Origin of the sequence: Paraoerskovia marina DSM 21750 (genome assembly GCF_000701465.1) — a bacterium.
In the GTDB taxonomy this organism is placed as follows: Bacteria; Actinomycetota; Actinomycetes; order Actinomycetales; family Cellulomonadaceae; genus Paraoerskovia; species Paraoerskovia marina.
The window spans coordinates 104073-122732 of record NZ_JNIY01000003.1 but is presented as its reverse complement, the minus strand read 5'-3'; the positions used below and the strand labels follow the sequence as shown (position 1 = coordinate 122732).

Sequence of the window (18660 nt, the reverse complement as noted above, 5' to 3'; positions counted from 1 at the left end):
CGTGGCCCCGGTAGACCGAGGGTACTGGCACCGATTCGCTCGGCGCTTCTCACGGTCCGGCGTCAGCGCACGACGCGGCCGAGCTCGGCGCGCCGCGGCGGGTTCGCCCCGGCGCGCGAGACGGTCACGGCCGCAGCTGCCGCCGCATGCGTGCAGACCGCGACGATCTCGGCGTCGGGGGCGGCCCGTAGCGCGTCGACGGTGGTGAGGTCGAGCTCGACCAGGCCGTCGAGGAGTGCGCCCGTGTACGTGTCGCCGGCCCCGACCGTGTCCACGACGTCGACCCGCGGGACGGGGACGCGGGCGGTCTCGGTCCCGGCACGGAAGATCACCGAGCCGTCGCCGCCGGCGGTCATGACGACCACCGCCGGGCCGATCGTCGACCAGCGGGCCGCGACGTCGGCGGGCTCCTCGTCGGGGCGCAGCCAGGCAAGGTCCTCGTCGCTGACCTTGACGATCCCGGAGAGCGCGACGATCTCCTCGACCCGCGCGCAGGCCGCCGCCCGGTCGGGGGTGATCGTCGGACGTGCGTTCGGGTCGTACGAGACGAGACCGGGCGCGGATCGCACGGCGTCCAGGACCGCCGACGCCCCCGGCTCGAGCAGGGCCGCGATCGACCCGACGTGCAGCACGTCGCCCGCGGGCACGACGCCCGCCCCGAGGTCCCAGGCGAGGTCGAAGTCGTAGGTCGCCGCGCCGTCGGCGTCGAGGTGGGCGCGGGCGGTGGAGGTGCGCCCGACCGGCGTCGCCAAAACCTCCACGTCGGACTCCCCCAGCCATGCGCGGACGGTCCGGCCCCGCTCGTCGTCGCCCAGGCAGGTCGCCAGGCGCGGAGACCGGCCGAGGCGACCGAGGGTGATCGCGACGTTGGCAGGGCTGCCGCCCGGCAGCTCCTCGACGGAACCGTCGGTGCGGTGGACGACGTCGACCAGCGCCTCGCCGACCACGACGACGCGGGTCATCGGCCCGCCTCCGCGGTACGCGCACCGATCAGGCCGTCGCGCGCAGCGACCGCGAGCCCGGGGCTGAGCGGGGCCACGGGCAGCAGCGTCGACTGGACCGCGTGGTACAGGTCGGGCTTGCCGGGCCACACGGTGGCGACAGGCGAGTTCGCGGGGTCGAGCTGGTGGTGCCACGAGCCGTTCTCGCGGTCGACGAGCGTGTCGGCGATGTTGTCCCACCAGGTCGCGTACGCCTGGACGTAGTGCTCCTCACCGGTGCGCGTGTGCAGCGTGGCCGCTGCCGCGGCGGCCTCGGCCGCGACCCAGTGCATCCGGTCGCGGACCACCGGCGCGCCCTCCCAGTCGGTGGTGTAGACGAAGCCCTCGGCGCCGTCGACGGACCAGCCGTCGTGCTGCGCGCGGTCGAAGAGGTTGCGGGCAGCGGGCAACAGCTCGTCCGTCCCCAGGCTCGCGTCGATGTGGAGGAAGAGCCGCGACCACTCGAACCCGTGGCCGACCGTGGCGCCGAAGGGCTTGAACGGGTCGTCCGGGCGCTCGCGGTTGAGGTCGAGCTCCGGGGTCCACGCGGCGTCGTAGTGCTCGGGGATCCGCCACTCGTGCGCGGCGGCGTTCTCCGCCACCCGCCGGGCGATGCGCCGGGCGCGGGCGTACCAGGCGCGGTCGCCGGTGACGTCGCCCGCGGCGAGCATCGCCTCGACCGCGTGCATGTTGCCGTTGACGCCGCGGTACCCGTCGAGCTCGGTGAAGGTGCGGTCCCACGCGTCGACGCACATCCCTGCGTCCTCGTCCCAGAACCGCTCGAGGAAGACGGCGGCCGCCTCGTCGAGCAGCGCCTGCCCGCCGGGCAGCCCGGCGGCCGTCGCGGTGGACGCCGCGAGCACGACGAACGCGTGCTGGTAGCACTGCTTGGAGTCGTCGACCGGCGTGCCGTCGACGTCGACGTGGGCGAACCACCCGCCGTGCTCCCCGTCGCGCAGGAGGCCGGTCAGGCCCGCGAGCGCCCCGCGGGCGATCCGCGCGCTGCCGGGCACTCCGAGCATCGCGCCCAGTCCGAACGTGTGGACGGTCCGCGCCGTGATCCAGGTCTGGACGCCGCGGTCGAGGTCGGGGACGCCGTGCTCGTCGAGCCACGCGGCCCCGCCCGCCGGGGCGACGACGTCGCGGCCGAACTCCAGCAGACGCAGGCGCTCGCGGGTCAGCCAGCTGCGGTGGTCGGCCTGGTCGGTCCAAGGGGTCATGCGCGCTCAGGTCCTCACGTGTGTCGACGTCGATGTCGGGCACCACCGGGGCGCCGTCGTCGACCATCGTACATGTCAGCGTTGACATTAAGCGTTTAATGCACTCAGATGAAGAACGCGCCGCAACGAGGCGGCGCCCACGAGGGGAGAACCATGTATCGACCACGGGCCCGAGCACGGGCACTGGCCGCCGGTGCCGTCGCGTCAGCGCTGCTGCTGACCGCCACGGCCACCACGGCGACGGCCTCCGCAACGTCCGCCGCGCCGACCTCGACGACACCCACCGTCACGAGCTCGGCCGCCAAGAAATCCGGGGACTCCGACGGCTTCGTCGAGACGAAGGGGGCACGCCTCGTCCTCGACGGCAAGACCTTCGAGTTCGCCGGCACCAACAACTACTACCTCGGGTACAAGTCGCCCGAGATGGCCGACGCGGTCCTCGACGACGCCGCCGAGGCCGGGTTCGACGTCGTCCGGACCTGGGGGTTCCAGGACTTCCAGAACCCCGACGGCTCCGGCTCCGTGCACCAGAACTTCGAGGGCGTCTGGTACCAGGCCTGGGACGAGGACGAGGGCCGCCCCGTCGTCAACGAGGGGGCCGACGGGCTCGAACGCCTCGACCACGTCGTCGCGGCCGCCGGGGAACGGGGGCTACGCCTCGTCATTCCGTTCACCAACAACTGGAACGCGTTCGGCGGCATGGACCAGTACGTGCGCTGGGCCGGAGGCGACTCCCACGCGGACTTCTACACCGACCCGCAGATCCGCGGCTGGTACAAGGACTGGGTCTCCACCCTGCTGAACCGCGTCAACACCGTGACGGGGGTCGCCTACAAGGACGATCCGACGATCATGGCCTGGGAGCTCGCCAACGAGCCGCGCTGCACCAGCGCCGGGGCATACCCGGACGGCGACTGCGACGCCGACACCATCACGACGTGGGCGGCCGAGATGAGCGCCCACGTGAAGTCGGTCGACGCCCGACACCTGCTCACCGCGGGCGACGAAGGCTTCTTCTGCCGCGACGAGAACGAGCGCGTGATGGACGACCGGTACGGCGAGTCCGGCTACGGGCCCGACTTCGGCGAGGACTGCGCCGACGGTGTCGACACCGTCGCGCTCGCCGCGCTCCCGGACATCGACATGATGTCGATGCACCTCTACCCCGACCACTGGAAGACCACGACCGAGTGGGGCAGCGGCTGGATCCGGCAGCACGCGCTCGAGGCCGCCAAGCTCCGCAAGCCGGTGTACCTCGGGGAGTTCGGGGTGCTCGACAAGGCCACCCGCATGCCGGTCTACGCCGACTGGCTCGCCGACGTCCGGCGCTGGGGCGTGGACGGCGCCCTCTACTGGACGCTGACCGCCGAGCAGGACGACGGCACGCTCTATGCCGACTACGACGGATTCACGGTCTACTGCCCGAGCCCGGTCTGCGAGCTCGTCTCCACCCACGCCTCGCTCGTGCCGTGGCCCGACCAGCACCGCATTCCCGGCCCGATCGCGGACCACGACACCGTCGTCGTCGAGACCGGTCAGGTCGCGTCCGTCGACGTGCTCGCCAACGACGTCGCCTTCGTCTCGACGGTCTCGGACCGCACGCTCGACCTCTCGGACGCGCCCGGGCGTCAGACCGAGGTCGACCTCGAGGGCGGGTCCGCCCGCATCTCCGCGGCCGGCGTCGTCGACGTGCAGCCCGACGAGGGGTTCACCGGAACGCTGACGGTCCCGTACACCGTCAAGGACAGGCTCCGCCGCAGCACGTCGGCGGTCCTGACGGTGACGGTCAAGCCCGTCCCGGGCGCTCCCGTGGTCCTCGGCTCGTGGGAGTCGGGCACCGAGGGCTGGGTCCCGGCCACCTGGCAGTCCGACCCCGGCTCGCTGACGACGTCCGGAGACTGGGCCACCGACGGTGACTCCTCGCTCGCGATCAGCTCGAACGGCGCCTGGTTCGGGTCGCCCGAGTTCGACGAGCCGCTCGACCTCAGCGACCGGGCGGCGCTCGAGCTCGACGTCCGTACGGCCGACGTCGGCACCTCCGTCGCGCTCGCGGTGCGCTCCGGCGACGACTGGGCCTGGTGCCAGTCGCCGTACGTCTGGGTCGAGCCCGGCAGCGAGGACACCGTCTCCGTCGACATCGCCGACCTCGGCTGCGACACGTCGACGCTCACCGACGTCCACGACCTCCTGATCTTCGTCAACGCCGGAGTGTTCGCCGTCGACCGCCTCACCCTGCTGTAGACCCTGCCCGCGCGGTGGCCGCCTGGCCGGCCACCGCGCGGGCGGTGCGGTCGCGCCACTCGGCCGGCACGCCCGTACCCCGCCGCACTGAGGGCGCGGACCGGGCCACGGCGCCGATCCCGGTACGCTCACGGGATGCCGAGCGCCGACCCCGTGACCGCGAGCGCCGACCGCCGTGGCCCCCGCGCGACCCTCGCGGACGTGGCGCGCGCGGCCGGCGTCAGCGCCAAGACGGTCTCACGCGTCGTCTCGGGCGAGCCGAACGTCGCGCCGGCCACCCGGACGGCGGTGCTCGACGCCGCGCAGCGCCTGCAGTTCCGTCCCAACCGGCTCGCCCGGTCGCTTCGCGCGGGTGGGGTCTCGACCACCGTCGGGTTCGTGGTGGGCGATCTCGGCAATCCCTTCTACGCGGCTGTCGCCGGCGGGGTCGAGCGGGTGCTCGCCGCGCACGGGCTAACGCTCGTGATCGCCGCGGCGGAGGATGATCCCGAGGTCGAGCGCACGGTGGTCGACGCGCTCCTGGCGGAGCGGGTACGCGGGCTCCTGCTGGTGCCGGCCGCGGCGGACCAGTCGTACCTCGAGGCGGAGCAGCGTCTCGGCACTCCCGTCGTCGCCGTCGACCGGCAGGCGCACGGCCTGGTCGCGGACTCTGTCGTGCTGGACAACGAGCACGGGGCGTACGACGCCGTACGCGCCCTCGCGTCCGCGGGTCACCGGCGGATCGGCTTCCTCGGGACCAACGGGTCGCTCGCGACGCAGCAGGAACGCCTCGCCGGCTACCGCCGGGGGCTCACCGGGGCGGGACTCGACCCGGACCCGGCTCTGGAGCACGTCGGCCCGCACGCCGAAGATCTCGACGCCGCCGCGCTGCACCTCCTGTCCGCGGAGCCCCGACCGACGGCTGTCCTGGCCGGTGACAACCGGGCGAGCGCCGCCGTCGTGCGGGCCGCGGGCATCCCGCTCGACGTGACCCTGGTCGGGTTCGACGACTTCGAGCTGGCCGACGCCCTCGGCGTGAGCGTCGTCGCGTACGACGCCGCCGAGATGGGCCGCCGGGCCGCGGACCAGCTGCTCGCACGGCTCGCGGACCCGTCCGGCCCGTCGCGGTCCGTCGTGGTCCCCACGCACCTGGTGCGACGCGGCCGCCTCCCGCAGTAGCCGCTCGGCGCCTCCGCGCGACCTGCGGTTCACTCGAACCGTGCACGGGACGGAACCTTTTCACCGTCCTCGTGCGTGTAGTGGGTATGAGACCGACGACGGGGGCGAGATGACCACGAACGACGCAGCGCTCGGCGCACCCCCCACCTCCATCCCTGTGCGATCCCACGTCGCGAGCCGCGGTGAGGAGTTCGTGTCCTTCGTCCGTGGCTCGCAGGACCGCCTCACCGGGATCGCCTACCTGCTCACGGGCGACCACCACCGCGCGGAAGAGCTCGTGCAGCAGACCTACGAGCGGATGTGGCGGCACTGGGGCCGCGCGTCCGACGGCGACCCGTTCGCGTACGCCCGGCGCACGCTCGCCAACCTCCGCATCGACACCTGGCGCCGGACACGGCGCGAGATCCTGACCGACCAGAGCACCGAGTCGCACGTGCCGGACCACCGGTACACGGGGACGGACCACGGCCCGCGGGTCCACGACCGGGATGCCGTCGTGCGTGCCCTCCTGACGTTGCCCGTGAAGCAGCGCCGCGTCATCGTGCTCCGCCACCTGCTCGACCTCCCTGCCAACCAGGTCGCCGCCGAGCTCGGCATGCCGGTCGGCACCGTCAAGTCCACCGCCGCCCGTGCCCTCGGCCGGCTCCGCACCGTTCTCGAAGGAGAGCTCTCATGACCGACGACTTCGCAGCGCGGCTCCGCGCGAGCGTGCAGTCCCAGCCCGTCCGCTCGACCCTCGACCCCGACGACGTCCTGCACGCCAGCCTCAGGACGCAGACGCGGCGCACGTTCGGCACCGCCGGTGTCGCGGTGGCCGCCTGTGCCGTGATGGGTGCGGCGATCGCCGTCCCCGGCGGGCTGTTCGACCAGACGACGGAGAGCGCACCGGCCGCGGCGACGCTGGGCGGAGACGTGCTCCGGGCCGGCGAGCAGCCCGTGCTCGTCGACGTCGACGGCGTCGTCGCCACCGACAAGGCCGTCGGGTCCGAGCTCTCGGACGGCACGGTCGTCCTCGACCTGGGCCTGGACTCGTGGGTCGGGACGGACGAGCGGTTCGTCGTCACGTTCCCCGCCGACGACCAGCAGTTCCCGAACCTCGAGGTCTGGTCGACCGACGCGGCGGGGCTCGAACAGCTCTACGAGCGCGGACGTGCCGACTCGGCAGGTCTGGGCGGGATGACGCGCATCTCGGACAACCAGGGCGCCTTCGTCATGCTGGTCAGTCCGGACGGTGCCGAGAGCGTCATCGTCGGCGGCATCGGACCGGCCGACGAGGTGGGTCTGCGGATCTGGGACGGTGTCGGGACGCCAGAGTGGGACACCACGCGTGACTTTGAGGAGTTCGAGGCGTTCCAGCAGCAGCTCTACGCCGAGTCGCTCCCGATCCCGACGGTGCGCGACCCGTACGGCTTCTACGACATCTCGGTGTTCGCCGCCGCACTCGGCGAGGCGCAGGTCGACGACGTGGTCGCGATCCGGAAGGGAACGGGCCACGGGATCTGGGGCTGTGACGGACCCTGCGACGCTCTGACGCTCGGCACCGACGGCACGGTCACCTCCGACCAGCCGGACCTCGACGTCTTGCTCGCCTCCGCCGTCCTGACGCCGGACCTCGAGGAGCAGGCCCTCCGGGCCGACGTCGCGGCCACCCGCGGGGCGACGCTGCACGCCGAGTGTGCCGCGCCGTTCGGGACCCAGCTCGAGGCCGTCGTCTCGGTCGACGGCGTCGAGTCGTCACGGACCGAGGTGCCGTGCACGGGCGCGCCGGTCCGGGTCCTGCTCGCGGACCTCGTCGGCGACGTCACCGTCACCCTCGACGGCGAGCTCGACGCCGTCCGCGAGGCGTCCGCGCGACTCGTCGGCTAGCTCGTCGGCCGGCGCGCGAGGTCACCCGCTACCGGGTGACCTCGCGCCCGTCCTCGACGGCGAACTCCCGCGGAGCCTCCAGCGGGACCGGGCGCAGCACGTGATAGGTCGCGACGTCGTCGACGACCGCCGTCTCGACCACCTGGAACCCGCTCGGGGCCGATCCGGTGTCGAAAAGGCGCTTGCCCTGGCCCAGCACCACCGGGAACGTCAGGAGCCGGTACTCGTCGACGAGCCCGGCGTCGTGCAGGGTGCGGGCCAGCCGGTGGCTGCCGTGCACCTGGAGCTCGTCGTCCGGGCCGCCGGCGTCGAGGATCCGCCGCACCTGCTCGACGGCGCCGCCGTCGGCGGGGCGGACCACCCGGGTCCCGGTCCAGTCCTGCTCGGGCAGGGTCGTCGAGACGACGTGCTTGGGCATGGCGTTGATGGCCACGGCCACGGTGTTCTCCGGGTCGGTGACCTGGGGCCAGAACCCGGCGAACGCCTGGTACGTCGTGCGGCCCAGCAGCAGGGCCGCCGTCCGGGTGAACCACGAGTCGACGACCGCGCCGAAGTCGGGGCCGCCGAACGCCGTCATCCAGCCGCCCGCGGTGAATCCCCCGCTCGTGTCCTCCTCGGGTCCGCCCGGACCCTGCATCACCCCGTCGAGGGTCAGGAACGTGTGCACGGTCAGTCGCATGTCAGGCTCCGCATCGGGTCGGTGGTCGAGCGCTGGTGATCCGTGTCGCCCATCGTGCACCGGCCCACCGACGGCCGCACTCCCGTCAGGCACGCGAACGGCCGGGCACCCGCGGGTGCCCGGCCGTTCGCGTGCGTGTGAAGAGAGGAACCGTCGACCCTAGGCCGTCTGGGCCCCCGCGCCCTTCGGTGACGGGCCGTACTGGTTCGAGCCGGGCTCGCTGTCCTGGACGAAGAAGACGATCAAGATGATGGTCCCGATGACAGGGATGAGGCCGATCAGGATCCACCATCCGGTGCGACCCGTGTCGTGCAACCGGCGGACACCCACGGCGAGCGTCGGCACAAGGATCACCAGGCTGAAGACGAAGGTGAGGATGTCGTTGCCGATCCCGCCCACGATCGCGGACAGGATGAAGATCACGAGGGAGTACCACCAGTACTCGGAGCGGCGCGCACGCCCGGAGAAGGTCGCGTACTTGGAGAAGACCGACTTGACCGACTCGACGAGCGACATGACTGCCCCCTTGTTGATTCCTTTTCACTGCGGACAGTTGTCAGCGTAGAGAAGTCATGTCGAACCGCTACCCGTGGCACATCTTTCACCCCTGGAGTCCATTTCCTTCAGGCGAATGACCAAAGGGGGGCCGTCACGCCTCGGGGGAGGCACGCCTCCGCCGCCTGCCCGACGCACCCCTGCCCGCCGCACCCCTCCGGGACGACACGCCGTCGGGCGGGTTCGACGCCTCGCGGCAGAGCCGCTACCTTAGATTCAACGACCGATGAATTAGTCCACGGGAGCGACCATGCGCGCAACGATCATCAAGGAGTTCCGCGAGCTGAGGCGCGACAAGCGCACGCTCGCCATGCTGATCGGGCTGCCGCTGATGCTGCTGATCATCTTCGGGTTCGCCGCCAACTTCACGATCGACACGCTCACGGTCTCCGTCGTCGGCTCCGACGCGAGCCAGGCGGAACAGCTCGTCTCCCAGTCGCCGGACGCCTCCGACCAGCTCGACCTCACCACCGTCGACGAGGACGGGACCGAGGCGCAGGTGCGCGACCAGCTCGCGGACGACGAGGTCGACATGGCGATCCTGACCGGCGACGCCTCGCCGTCGGACAGGCCGACCGTCCTCATCGACGGCTCGAACCTCTTCGCGGCCCAGACGGCCAACGTGATCGTCGCGGGCCTGGGCGACGCGGTGGACTCCGAGATCCTCTACAACCCGGACCTCGAGACCTCGTGGGTGATGGTCCCCGCCCTGATCGGCCTGATCCTGACGTTCATCGGCACCATCATCACGAGCATCGGGCTGGTCCGGGAGCGCGAGCAGGGGACGCTCGAGCAGCTCGCGGTCATGCCGTTCTCGTCCGCCTCGGTGATCATCGGCAAGATCACGCCCTACTTCATCCTCGCCTGCGTCGACATGGTGATCATCACCGTGCTCGGCATGTGGGTGTTCGACGTCCCGTTCAACGGCAGCGTCACCGCGTTCGTCCTGGGCGCCGCGATCTTCCTCTTCGTCGTCCTCGGCATCGGCGTGCTGATCTCCACCGTCTCGCAGACCACCGGGCAGGCCGTGCAGGTCGCGATGATGACCCTGCTCCCCCAGGTGCTGCTCTCCGGCATGATCTTCCCGCTCGAGGCGATGGCGGCCGGGGTCCGGTGGATCGGGTACCTGCTGCCGCTGACGTACTTCACCAAGATCTCGCAGGGGATCATGCTGCGGGACTCCTCGTGGAGCTACCTCTGGCCGTCGCTCGCCGTCCTCGTCCTGATGGCCGTGGTCATCTTCGGCACCGCCGTCGTCCGCCTGCGCCGCGACCTCGCCCCCGCGAAGGCCCGCTGATGTGGGGCGCACGGCACGTCACGGTCCGGTTCGGCAGCACGACGGCGCTCGACGAAGTCGGCCTGGACCTGCCCGAGGGGCGCGTCACCTCGATCGTCGGGGGTGACGGCGCCGGGAAGACCACGCTCGTGCGCGCCCTGCTGCGCCGGGTCGCGCTCGACGGCGGCGCCGTGGACGTCCCGGACCTCACCGAGGTCGGCTACCAGCCTTCGACGTCGGGCGTCTGGCCGGCGCTCAGCGTCCGCCAGAACCTGGAGTTCGCCGGGGTCGCCTACGGGATGTCCGCGGCAACGATCCGCGAGCGCGGCGACGAGCTCCTCGAGACCGCCGCCCTGACGCACGCCACGTCCCGTCTCGGGAGCGAGCTCTCCGGCGGGATGCGGCAGAAGCTCGGCTTCTGCATGGCGATGCTGCACCGCCCCCGCATGCTCCTGCTCGACGAGCCGAGCACCGGCGTCGACCCGGTCAGCCGCGTCGAGCTGTGGCGCCTGGTCACCCAGGCCGCGGCGCGAGGCACCGCCGTGGGGATGACGACGACGTACCTGGACGAGGCCGAGCGTGCCTCCACCGTGGTCGCCCTCGACGCGGGCACCGTGCTGACCGCCGGAGACCCGACCGCCGTCGTGCACGAGGTCCCGGGAACGGTCTCGGCCACCGACCACCGGCCCGCGGGCCGCCGGACGTGGCGCCGCGGCACGGCGTTCCACACCTGGACACCTCCGGGCGAGACCGCCCCGGGGAGCGAGATCACCCCCGACCTCGAGGACGCGTTGATCGCACTGAGCCTCGCCCGGACGCAGGAGGACCACCGATGAGCGCCGTCGTCGTCGCCGAGAACATCACCAAGAAGTTCGGGGACTTCACCGCCGTCGACGACGTCTCGCTCCGGCTGGAGCCGGGCGAGATCGTCGGGCTGCTCGGGGCCAACGGCGCGGGCAAGACGACACTGCTCCGCGTCCTCCTCGGGCTCGAGGTGGCCACCGACGGCCGCGCCGAGGTGTTCGGGTCGGCACCCGCGTCGTCCGACCGGCACGCGCTGGGGTACGTCCCGCAGGGCCTGGGGCTCTACCTGGAGCTCACCGTGGAGCAGAACGTCGCGTTCGTCGCCGAGGCGTTCGGCGTCGACGACCTACCCCCGCTCCCGCCCGCGCTCGCCGAGGTCCGCGACCGGCAGGCAGCCTCGATCGGACTCGGCCGACAACGCCAGCTCGCGTTCCACTGCGCGCTGCTGCACCGGCCGACCCTGCTGATCCTGGACGAGCCCACGTCCGGCGTCGACCCGCTCGCCCGGGCCCGGCTCTGGGACACGATCCACGAGCAGGCGGAGAACGGCGTCGCCGTGCTCGTGACCACGCACTACATGCAGGAAGCGGAGCAGTGCAGCCGGCTCGTGATGATGTCGCGCGGCAAGAAGGTCGCGGCAGGCACGACGGCGGAGATCACCTCGGGCACGCGCGCCGTCGTCGTCCACGCCGACGACTGGGCGGGGGCGTTCGCCGCGCTCGGCGACGCAGATCTTCCGGTCGTCCTCTCGGGACGCACCAGCCGCGTGGCGGGCACCGCTCCCGACGAGGTGTCGGCGGCGCTGCGCGACGCAGGCGTCGAGGCCCGCCTCGAGGAGGTCCCCGCCACGCTGGAGGAGACGATGGTGCTGGTCGAGCGCGCCGCGCGCGACGAGGCGTAGCCGCTACTCGACCTGCTCGTCCGGGAGCACCATCACGTTCATGACGACCTCGGCGGCCTCGTCGTCGGTGATCGAGCTGACTGTCACCGCGTACGGGCCCGAGGCCGAGTAGGTCGCGCTCGTCATCCCGCCCAGGTCGATCTCGTCGCCGCTGACGAACCCGCTGCTCTCCAGCTCGGCGAGGTACGCCTCGACGCCGGCCGTGTCGGTCGAGATGGAGGCCGTCCACGAGCCGTCGATCTTGGTGGACATGACCACGTTGCCGGCGGGCGTCGGGATCTCCGCGGGCCAGTCGTCGGGCAGGTCGGCGCTCCCGCCGATGCCGAGGTCGACGTCGCTGTCGCCCTCGCCGTCTGCGGAGTTCAGCCCCTCCTCGACGATCTTCTCGACGCCGGACTCACTGAGCTCGTCGAGCGGGTTGGCGCACCCGCCGAGGCCGGCGATCACCGCCGCCACACCGCATGCTGCTGCTGTCGTTCGCACTCCTCGCACGTATCTCACTGCCGCTCCCCTCGTCGCGGTGCACGCGGTCACGCGCGGCGCCCTGTCTTTTCAGTGTGATGCAGATCACACACAAGACAACCCTCGGCGAGGGTGAACTGTCACGGCGCCCACCGCGCGCCGTCCGAGATCCGGGGCGAGACTGGCAGGACCCAGCCTGAGGAGGCCCCATGGCCATCACCACCCGCGGGTTCGGCGGCCGCCGCGCACCCGCCGAGAAGCCCCTGCCGCCCGGACAGTTCCTCACCGAGGACTTCCCCGTGCTCTCCGCCGGCCCCACACCGAACGTGGACGAGGCGCACTGGCAGTTCTCCGTCCACACCGAGTCCGGCGAGGTGCGCCGGTGGGACTGGGCCGCCCTCATGGCGATGCCCGTCGAGGACGTCACCACCGACATCCACTGCGTCACACGGTGGTCGCGGTTCGACACCCAGTGGCGCGGCGTCAGCGTCGACGCGTTCTTCGAGGACGTCGAGTCCGAGGCGGAGTTCGTCATGGTGCACTCCTACGGCGGGTACACCACCAACCTGCCGCTCGAGGACCTGCTCGACGGCAAGGCGTGGATCACCTTCGAGCACGGCGGAGAGCCGCTCGCCCCGCTGCACGGCGGCCCCGTCCGGCTGATCGTCCCGCACCTCTACTTCTGGAAGTCCGCCAAGTGGGTGCGCGGCTTCGTGATGCAGGAGCACGAGGAGCCCGGCTTCTGGGAGCAGAACGGGTACCACCTCTACGGGGACCCCTGGCTTGAGCAGAGGTACGCATGACCTGGCTCGTCGCCGAGGTGACCGAGATCGTCGAGGTGACCGCGAGCGCCCGCGCGATCACGCTCCGCGTCCCGGGGTTCCGCGGGGCGCTCGCCGGGCAGCACGTCGACCTGAGGCTGACGGCCGACGACGGGTACCAGGCCGTGCGGTCGTACTCGCTCGCGGACACGGCGCTCGACGACGTCGTCGAGCTCGCGGTGGACCGGGTGGACGACGGCGAGGTCTCGCCCTACCTCGTGGACGTCCTCGAGGTGGGCGACCAGATGGAGGTCCGCGGCCCGCTCGGCGGGTTCTTCGTCTGGCGGCCCGAGAACGTCGAGCCGGTGCAGCTGATCGCGGGCGGCTCGGGGATCGTCCCGCTCGCCGCGATGGTCCGGGCCCGACGACGTGCCGCGTCGACGGCCCCGTTCCGTCTGACGTACTCCGTGCGATCGGTGGCCGACGCGTTCTTCGCGGAGGAGCTGTCGGCCTCCGCCGGCGTCGACACGACGTGGGTGTACACCCGCGAGCCGCCGCCCGGCCACGCACGACCGGCGGGAAGGCTCGCCCCGGCCGACCTCGCGTCCACGTTCGGGCCGTCGCAGGACCCGGCCGTGTTCGTCTGCGGCCCCACGGGGTTCGTCGAGGCGGCGGCCGCGCTGCTTCTCGACGCCGGGCACGACGCCGCACGCATCCGCACCGAACGCTTTGGAGGTGCCTGATGGCACTGGACGGCAACGCACTGGCCGGCCCGCTGGCCGGGATCTACGCCTTCGACGTCACCACCGCACGGGCACGCTGCGCCCACTGCGGTGTCGTGGCACGGCTCGCCCGCGCCCTGGTCTTCGCGTCCGCGATGGGGATCGTGGCGCGCTGCCGCGCGTGCGAGGAGGTTCTGCTCACCGTCGTCGAACGGCCCGACGGGACGAGCGTCTCAGCACGCGGGCTGGCCTGGCTGCGCCCCTGATCAGGCGGGGTCCTTCGCCGGGGCCGGCTCGGCGTCGTAGTCCGAGGTCGGGAGCGCGAGGTCCTGCTCGCCCTCACGCTCGGGGTCCGGCTCGTCCGGGGCGGGCAGGACGGGGTCGTCCCCGTCGTCCTCGCCGTCCGGCCTCGGGTCGCGCGCCTCGTAGTCGCCGGAGAGCCAGCGCAACCACGCCGACCCGGGGTCCGGCTCGAGGAAGAGGGTCCGGAAGAGCAGCGTGAGGGGGATGGCGAGGATCGCGCCGAGCGGGCCGATGATGAACGTCCAGAACACCACGGAGACGAAGCTCAGGGTCAGGGACAGGCTCACCGAGTCCGCGACGAACTTGGGCTGCACCAGCACCTGCAGGACGACGTTGACGACGCAGTAGAGCGCCACGACGGCCAGCGCCAGCGGCCATCCGCCGACCACGAGCGCCATGATCATCGGCGGGACCAGCCCGAGGATGAACCCGATGTTCGGGATGAAGTTGGTGACGAACGCGAGGATCGCCCACACCACCGGGGCCGGGACGCCCAGCGCCCACAGCGCGAACCCGTCGACGACCGCGACGATCAGGCCGAACGTCGCGTTGACGACGAAGTACTTGCGCACGCCGGTGTTGTACGCCGTCGCACGGTCGATCACCGCGCTGCGGGTAGCGCCGAAGGCCGAGCGTGCCGTGCCGTACTGGGCCGCGTCCGCCGACATGAAGATCGCGTAGGCGAGCACGAAGAAGAAGGCCGTCAGCGCCGTCGTGAGCACACCGCTGACCGTGCCCGCGACCGAGAAGAGGAACGTCGGGTCGAAGAACTCGGTCACGCGGCTCACGATGTCGTCGGGCAGCCCGAGCGCGATGAGGCTGTCCGCCACGGAATTCAGCGACGCCACGAGGTCGTCGAAGTAGTCGGCGACGAGGTTGCCGAACCGGACGCCCGCGAACACCAGCATCGCGAGCAGGACGGCGAGGATCAGGTAGGCGACGACGATCACCATCGTCGTGGCGAGCCAGCTCGGCCAGCCGCGGCGCACCAGCGGCGCACGCACAGGCATCACGATGATGACGATGACCGCCGCCAGGGCCATCGGCCCGATGATCCCCTCCGCGGCGTGCATGCCCGCGAGCACGACGATCGCGGCCGCGATCGACAGCATGATTCGGGTGGAGGGCGCGAGGCCCAGGCGTTCTGTCATCAGTGGTGCTCCAACGTGGCACGAACTACGGACCGCACCATCATCCCGGATCGGCGGCTATGCGCCAGACCATTGCCCGTGCGCCGGGGTGTCGGGGGCGCCGCCCGCGTCCTCCGTGCGACGCAGCAGGGTCAGCACCTCGGCGTGCGCGGTGTGCGGGAACATGTCGAACACCTGCGCGCGGACCGGCCGCAGCGACGGCATCGCGTCCAGGTCCCGGGCGAGCGACGTCGGGTTGCAGCTCGAGTACAGCACGTACGGGACGTCGGAGTGCTCGAGCGCCGGCGCCAGCTCCCCGATGCCCCGGCGTGGCGGGTTCACGACGACGAGGTCGGGCCTCGTCGTCGACCCGCCCTCCGCGGCGGCGAGCCGGGTCGTCGCCCACGCCCCGGCGTCGGATGCCTCGAAGTCGACGCCCGCCAGGGCGGCGTCCTGGGCGCTGCGCCGCGCGCTCTCGATCGCGTCGGCGCTGATCTCGACGCCCGTGACCTCGCGGCCCGCGCCGGCCAGGTGGAGCGCGAACCCGCCGACGCCGCAGTACAGGTCCCAGACCCGGGCCGGGGCGACGTCGTCGGTCCACTCGCGCGCCGCCCGGTACAGCGCCTGCGCCACGTCCGTGTTGGTCTGGAAGAACGAGCGGACCCGCAGGTGCAGGTCGACGTCGAGGCGCATCCGCAGCGTCTCGGCCTCGGTGAGCAGGATCTCGCGCTCGCCCTCGGTCACCGCCTTGTGCTCGGGCAGCAGGTTGACGCTCGCCACGTGCAGCCCCGGCAGGGCCGCCTGCAGCCACGGCAGGTGCTTGCGGATGCGCGCGACCGGCTCCTGGGACCGCAGGACGAACCGCAGCATCAGCTGCCCGTCCGGCGAGGCCGTCACCAGCACGAACTTCAGCTCGCCCCGGCGTGCGGGCACGTCGTACGGGTCCAGCCGCGCCCGCGTCACGAACTCGGCGAGCACGGGGAGCGCGTCGTGGATCGCCGGGACGTAGAGCCCGCAGTCTTGCAGGTCCACGCCGTGGCCGTCCGCGTCCAGGATGCCCAGGGTCGGCTCTTGCACGGACCCGCCGACGACGATCTTTCCCTTGTTGCGGAAGCCCGCCTCGGCACTGGCGCGGGGTGGCTCCCACCGCAGGCCGGGCCGCGCTCCGAGGGTCTCGGCGGTCCGGCGCTGGGTGTCGTCGAGCTGACCGGCGTACGGCTGCTCGATCAGGGTGCAGGAGCGGCACCGCCCTGCCACGTAGTAGGCGCAGTGCATCGTCCGAGTCTACGTCCGGGCGATCTCCGCACGCCCCGACGTCGAGGCGAACCCGAGCCACGTGTGCCGGTTGCGCGCCCAGCACCACCCGACCTTGGGCGCCCCGCGGTTCTCCCGGCCGTCCCGCCCCGTCCCGCCGGAGATCCAGAGCGCGGGCGTGCGGGCGTCGAGTCCCCCACGCTCCTTGCGCAGCCGGGATCCGATGGTCATGAAGCAGTGGTTCTTCTCGACGACGCCCGGGAGCTGCAGCGCCCAGGAGATCCCCTCGGAGAGGGTCAGAGGTGTGCGGCCGACGCCCGTGATCTCTGCGAGCGCCTCCTCCGGCGACCAGTTCGCCATCTCGTCGCCCCGCGTCGGGGCACCGACGGTGTAGAGCGGCTGCTCCGGCAGCTCGATGCCGTCGATCGGGCCGAAGTCGTCGACGTCGGTCATGTCCACGACGACGAACCCGCGCTTCTCGCCCAGGCTCAGCAGCGGAGCCAGCCGGGACGGGGGGACGACGGCGGGGTGGACCACGAGGAGCGGGTTCGTCCCGTCCTGGTCGGCGGTCGTGCCGGCGGCGGCGCGGTCGGACGTCCGCACGGCGTCGAGCGCTGCGCCGGGCAGGCCCCGCTCGACGAGGCCGAGCGCGGCGAGGCGTTCGGCCTGGGCGGCGAGGGACGGGAGCTCGAACGGGGACATGGGCCTCCTTGGAGGGGACGAGACGAGGGACAACCACAACGCTCGGGCCACCCGAACCATTCCCGGTGCGCAGGGCGGTCAGCTATTCGACGACCGAGACCGTCGCCCCGTCCGTGACCACCATCCGGCCGTCCGCGACCTGCACGCTCGTCCCCGCGGCGGGGCCGTCCGGCACCGGCTGCTGCCACCGGACCTCGCCGTCGCGCAGCCCGTAGGCCGTCAGGGTCTGGGTGAGACCCTCCTCCGGGTTCGACTGGTCCGTGGCGAGCAGGATCAGCCGCTCCTCGTCGACGAACGCGCTGCTCAGCCACGCGGACGCCGTCACGTCCTGCTCCCAGAGCATCTGCCCGGTCTCCCGGTCCAGGCCCTGGATCGCGTAGCTCGTCGCCGCGACGACCACCTGGCCGGTCACCGCCAGCACCTGCTCGGCCCCGACGGGCGCCGACCACAGCTCCTGGGTGCCGTCGAACGCCCGGAGCGACCCGTTGGCGACGAACGTCGGAGACCCCGTCCCGTCGGTAGCGCTCGGCGACAGGATCGTCCCCGGGACCTCGTGCAGGACCTCCCCCTGCCGGTCGAGCACCTCGGACGGCCCGGGTTCCACCGCGATCATGAGGTCGGGGTTGCGGGCCAGGAGTGCGCCCGGCAGCGGCACCACCGTCTCGCCGGACCCAGGCTCGGCCAGCACGGTGCCGTCGGCCGACAGGGTGGCGCTCACCCCGCACCCGAGGACCTGGACCAGCCCCGCCCCGCTGAGGACCGACGCCTCTCCGGCACCGGCGAACCGATAGCTGTCGTCACCCTCCCCGAGCTCGACGCAACGCCAGCCGTTGTCGACGACGTGCGGTTCCAGGTGCCGGGTCCACAGGGGCTCGCCCGAGACCGCGTCCTGGGCCGCGACGTCGACGCCCTCGACGAGCGGGACGAGGTCTGGGTCTGGCGCGAGGCCCTCGATGCTCGCGAGCTCGTCGAGCAACACCGTCGCGTCGACGGGGTCCCCGTCACCCTGCGCGACGACGAGGCTGCCGCCGGGCCCCGGCGCCACGCTCGCCCCGGCGGGCAGGTCGAGCACCCGCTGCGCCGTGAGCTCCCCGTCGTCGACGACCGCGACCTCGTAGGGTATGGCCCGCGAGAGGCAGACGAGCGGGTCTCCCGTGCTCAGCTCGTCGCCGCGGAACCCGAACTCGACGCCGCAGCTCGGGTTCTCCCCGAGCCCGAGGTCGTAGGACCACAGCTCCGCCCCCGTCGCCGGGTCGTGCCCGCGCGCGACGGACCCGTCGACGGCGACCACGACGTCGTCGCGGAGCACGCCGTAGCGAGCCGGGGTGGACCACACGGTGTCGGGCGCCTCCGGCACGCTCCGGAGCCCGTGCCCGTCCGCGAGGCGCGCCGCGGTCGCCCGCTGCTCCTGGACGCCGGTGCCCACGTACAGCCCGCCGCCCACGACCGTCACGATCCCCACGACGATCGCGACGCCGCGCCACCGGCGGCGGCGCGTCGGCTGCGGGGACTCGTCGTCCTCGGCCGGAGCGTCGCCCCCCGCCTCCGTGGCGGCAGAGATGTCCAGCTCCACGAAGTCCCCGCGATCGACCATGTCGACGAGCCTAGCGACGACCACGTCACTCCGGGTCGGCCAGCCAAAACCG

19 protein-coding genes are annotated in these 18660 nt (G+C 72.3%); 10 read left to right on the top strand and 9 right to left on the bottom strand.

Annotated elements, in window-relative coordinates; genetic code table 11:
* Positions 1–62 precede the first annotated feature (62 nt).
* Both Q343_RS0100615 and Q343_RS0100610 read right to left on the bottom strand, forming a co-directional pair.
* Positions 63–962, bottom strand: coding sequence for a PfkB family carbohydrate kinase (locus Q343_RS0100615; protein ID WP_029251654.1), 900 nt, complete (start codon positions 960–962; stop codon positions 63–65).
* Positions 959–2200 carry an AGE family epimerase/isomerase gene (locus tag Q343_RS0100610; RefSeq protein ID WP_029251653.1) on the bottom strand — a complete coding sequence of 414 codons (1242 nt, stop codon included), beginning with the start codon at positions 2198–2200 and terminating at the stop codon, positions 959–961. The genes Q343_RS0100615 and Q343_RS0100610 overlap by 4 nt, the downstream gene beginning before the upstream one ends.
* A gap of 153 nt (positions 2201–2353) precedes the next feature.
* Here Q343_RS0100610 and Q343_RS14305 point away from each other — a divergent pair, with 153 nt between their 5' ends.
* The 4 genes from Q343_RS14305 to Q343_RS0100590 all read left to right on the top strand — a co-directional run bounded on the left by Q343_RS14305 (position 2354) and on the right by Q343_RS0100590 (position 7465).
* Positions 2354–4441 (top strand): cellulase family glycosylhydrolase, encoded by a 2088-nt coding sequence (locus tag Q343_RS14305; protein WP_052366722.1) that lies wholly within the window; start codon positions 2354–2356, stop codon positions 4439–4441.
* 135 nt (positions 4442–4576) lie between these two features.
* Entirely contained in the window at positions 4577–5599 is a 1023-nt protein-coding gene (locus Q343_RS0100600; RefSeq protein ID WP_029251651.1) for a LacI family DNA-binding transcriptional regulator, read from the top strand.
* A 109-nt stretch (positions 5600–5708) separates the two neighbouring features.
* Positions 5709–6275, top strand: a complete 567-nt coding sequence (locus Q343_RS13675) for a SigE family RNA polymerase sigma factor (RefSeq protein WP_043109084.1) — start codon at positions 5709–5711, stop codon at positions 6273–6275.
* Positions 6272–7465, top strand: a complete 1194-nt coding sequence (locus tag Q343_RS0100590; RefSeq protein WP_029251649.1) for a hypothetical protein — start codon at positions 6272–6274, stop codon at positions 7463–7465. Before Q343_RS13675 ends, Q343_RS0100590 begins: the two co-directional genes overlap by 4 nt.
* Before the next feature lie 28 nt (positions 7466–7493).
* Here Q343_RS0100590 and Q343_RS0100585 read toward each other — a convergent pair whose 3' ends face one another.
* Both Q343_RS0100585 and Q343_RS0100580 read right to left on the bottom strand, forming a co-directional pair.
* Complete coding sequence (locus tag Q343_RS0100585; RefSeq protein ID WP_029251648.1) at positions 7494–8144, bottom strand: dihydrofolate reductase family protein; 651 nt, start codon at positions 8142–8144, stop codon at positions 7494–7496.
* Positions 8145–8303: 159 nt separating this feature from the next.
* On the bottom strand, positions 8304–8660 hold the full coding sequence (locus Q343_RS0100580) for a DUF805 domain-containing protein (protein ID WP_029251647.1): 357 nt from the start codon (positions 8658–8660) through the stop codon (positions 8304–8306).
* 289 nt (positions 8661–8949) lie between these two features.
* Here Q343_RS0100580 and Q343_RS0100575 point away from each other — a divergent pair, with 289 nt between their 5' ends.
* From Q343_RS0100575 to Q343_RS0100565, 3 genes are read left to right on the top strand one after another with little or no spacing between them, the layout of a single operon-like run.
* Positions 8950–9996, top strand: a complete 1047-nt coding sequence (locus Q343_RS0100575; RefSeq protein ID WP_029251646.1) for an ABC transporter permease — start codon at positions 8950–8952, stop codon at positions 9994–9996.
* Positions 9996–10811 carry an ABC transporter ATP-binding protein gene (locus Q343_RS0100570; RefSeq protein WP_052366721.1) on the top strand — a complete coding sequence of 272 codons (816 nt, stop codon included), beginning with the start codon at positions 9996–9998 and terminating at the stop codon, positions 10809–10811. The genes Q343_RS0100575 and Q343_RS0100570 overlap by 1 nt, the downstream gene beginning before the upstream one ends.
* Entirely contained in the window at positions 10808–11680 is an 873-nt protein-coding gene (locus tag Q343_RS0100565; protein ID WP_029251644.1) for an ABC transporter ATP-binding protein, read from the top strand. Before Q343_RS0100570 ends, Q343_RS0100565 begins: the two co-directional genes overlap by 4 nt.
* Positions 11681–11683: 3 nt before the next feature.
* Here the strand turns inward: Q343_RS0100565 and Q343_RS0100560 are convergent, their stop codons facing one another.
* Positions 11684–12163, bottom strand: a complete 480-nt coding sequence (locus tag Q343_RS0100560) for a hypothetical protein (protein ID WP_155990579.1) — start codon at positions 12161–12163, stop codon at positions 11684–11686.
* A 188-nt stretch (positions 12164–12351) separates the two neighbouring features.
* Here Q343_RS0100560 and Q343_RS0100555 point away from each other — a divergent pair, with 188 nt between their 5' ends.
* Genes Q343_RS0100555 through Q343_RS0100545 form a run of 3 tightly spaced genes read left to right on the top strand, consistent with a single transcriptional unit; the run spans position 12352 to position 13891 of the window.
* A complete protein-coding gene (locus Q343_RS0100555) occupies positions 12352–12945 on the top strand; it encodes a sulfite oxidase-like oxidoreductase (protein WP_029251642.1) in 594 nt (197 codons plus the stop codon).
* Positions 12942–13646, top strand: coding sequence for an FAD-binding oxidoreductase (locus Q343_RS0100550; protein WP_029251641.1), 705 nt, complete (start codon positions 12942–12944; stop codon positions 13644–13646). The genes Q343_RS0100555 and Q343_RS0100550 overlap by 4 nt, the downstream gene beginning before the upstream one ends.
* The gene (locus Q343_RS0100545) at positions 13646–13891 is read left to right on the top strand and encodes a DUF6510 family protein (RefSeq protein WP_029251640.1); all 246 of its coding nucleotides are present in this window, start codon (positions 13646–13648) and stop codon (positions 13889–13891) included. Before Q343_RS0100550 ends, Q343_RS0100545 begins: the two co-directional genes overlap by 1 nt.
* On the opposite strand, the gene Q343_RS0100540 is transcribed toward Q343_RS0100545, so the two are convergent.
* The 4 genes from Q343_RS0100540 to Q343_RS13670 form a co-directional block, all read right to left on the bottom strand.
* Positions 13892–15079, bottom strand: a complete 1188-nt coding sequence (locus Q343_RS0100540; RefSeq protein ID WP_081829521.1) for an AI-2E family transporter — start codon at positions 15077–15079, stop codon at positions 13892–13894.
* 57 nt (positions 15080–15136) lie between these two features.
* Positions 15137–16333 (bottom strand): 23S rRNA (uracil(747)-C(5))-methyltransferase RlmC, encoded by a 1197-nt coding sequence (gene rlmC, locus Q343_RS0100535; protein ID WP_052366720.1) that lies wholly within the window; start codon positions 16331–16333, stop codon positions 15137–15139.
* Positions 16334–16342: 9 nt separating this feature from the next.
* Positions 16343–17014, bottom strand: coding sequence for a DUF5701 family protein (locus tag Q343_RS0100530; protein WP_029251637.1), 672 nt, complete (start codon positions 17012–17014; stop codon positions 16343–16345).
* Between the two features lie 82 nt (positions 17015–17096).
* Positions 17097–18608 (bottom strand): outer membrane protein assembly factor BamB family protein, encoded by a 1512-nt coding sequence (locus tag Q343_RS13670; protein WP_043109083.1) that lies wholly within the window; start codon positions 18606–18608, stop codon positions 17097–17099.
* Positions 18609–18660: the final 52 nt, after the last annotated feature.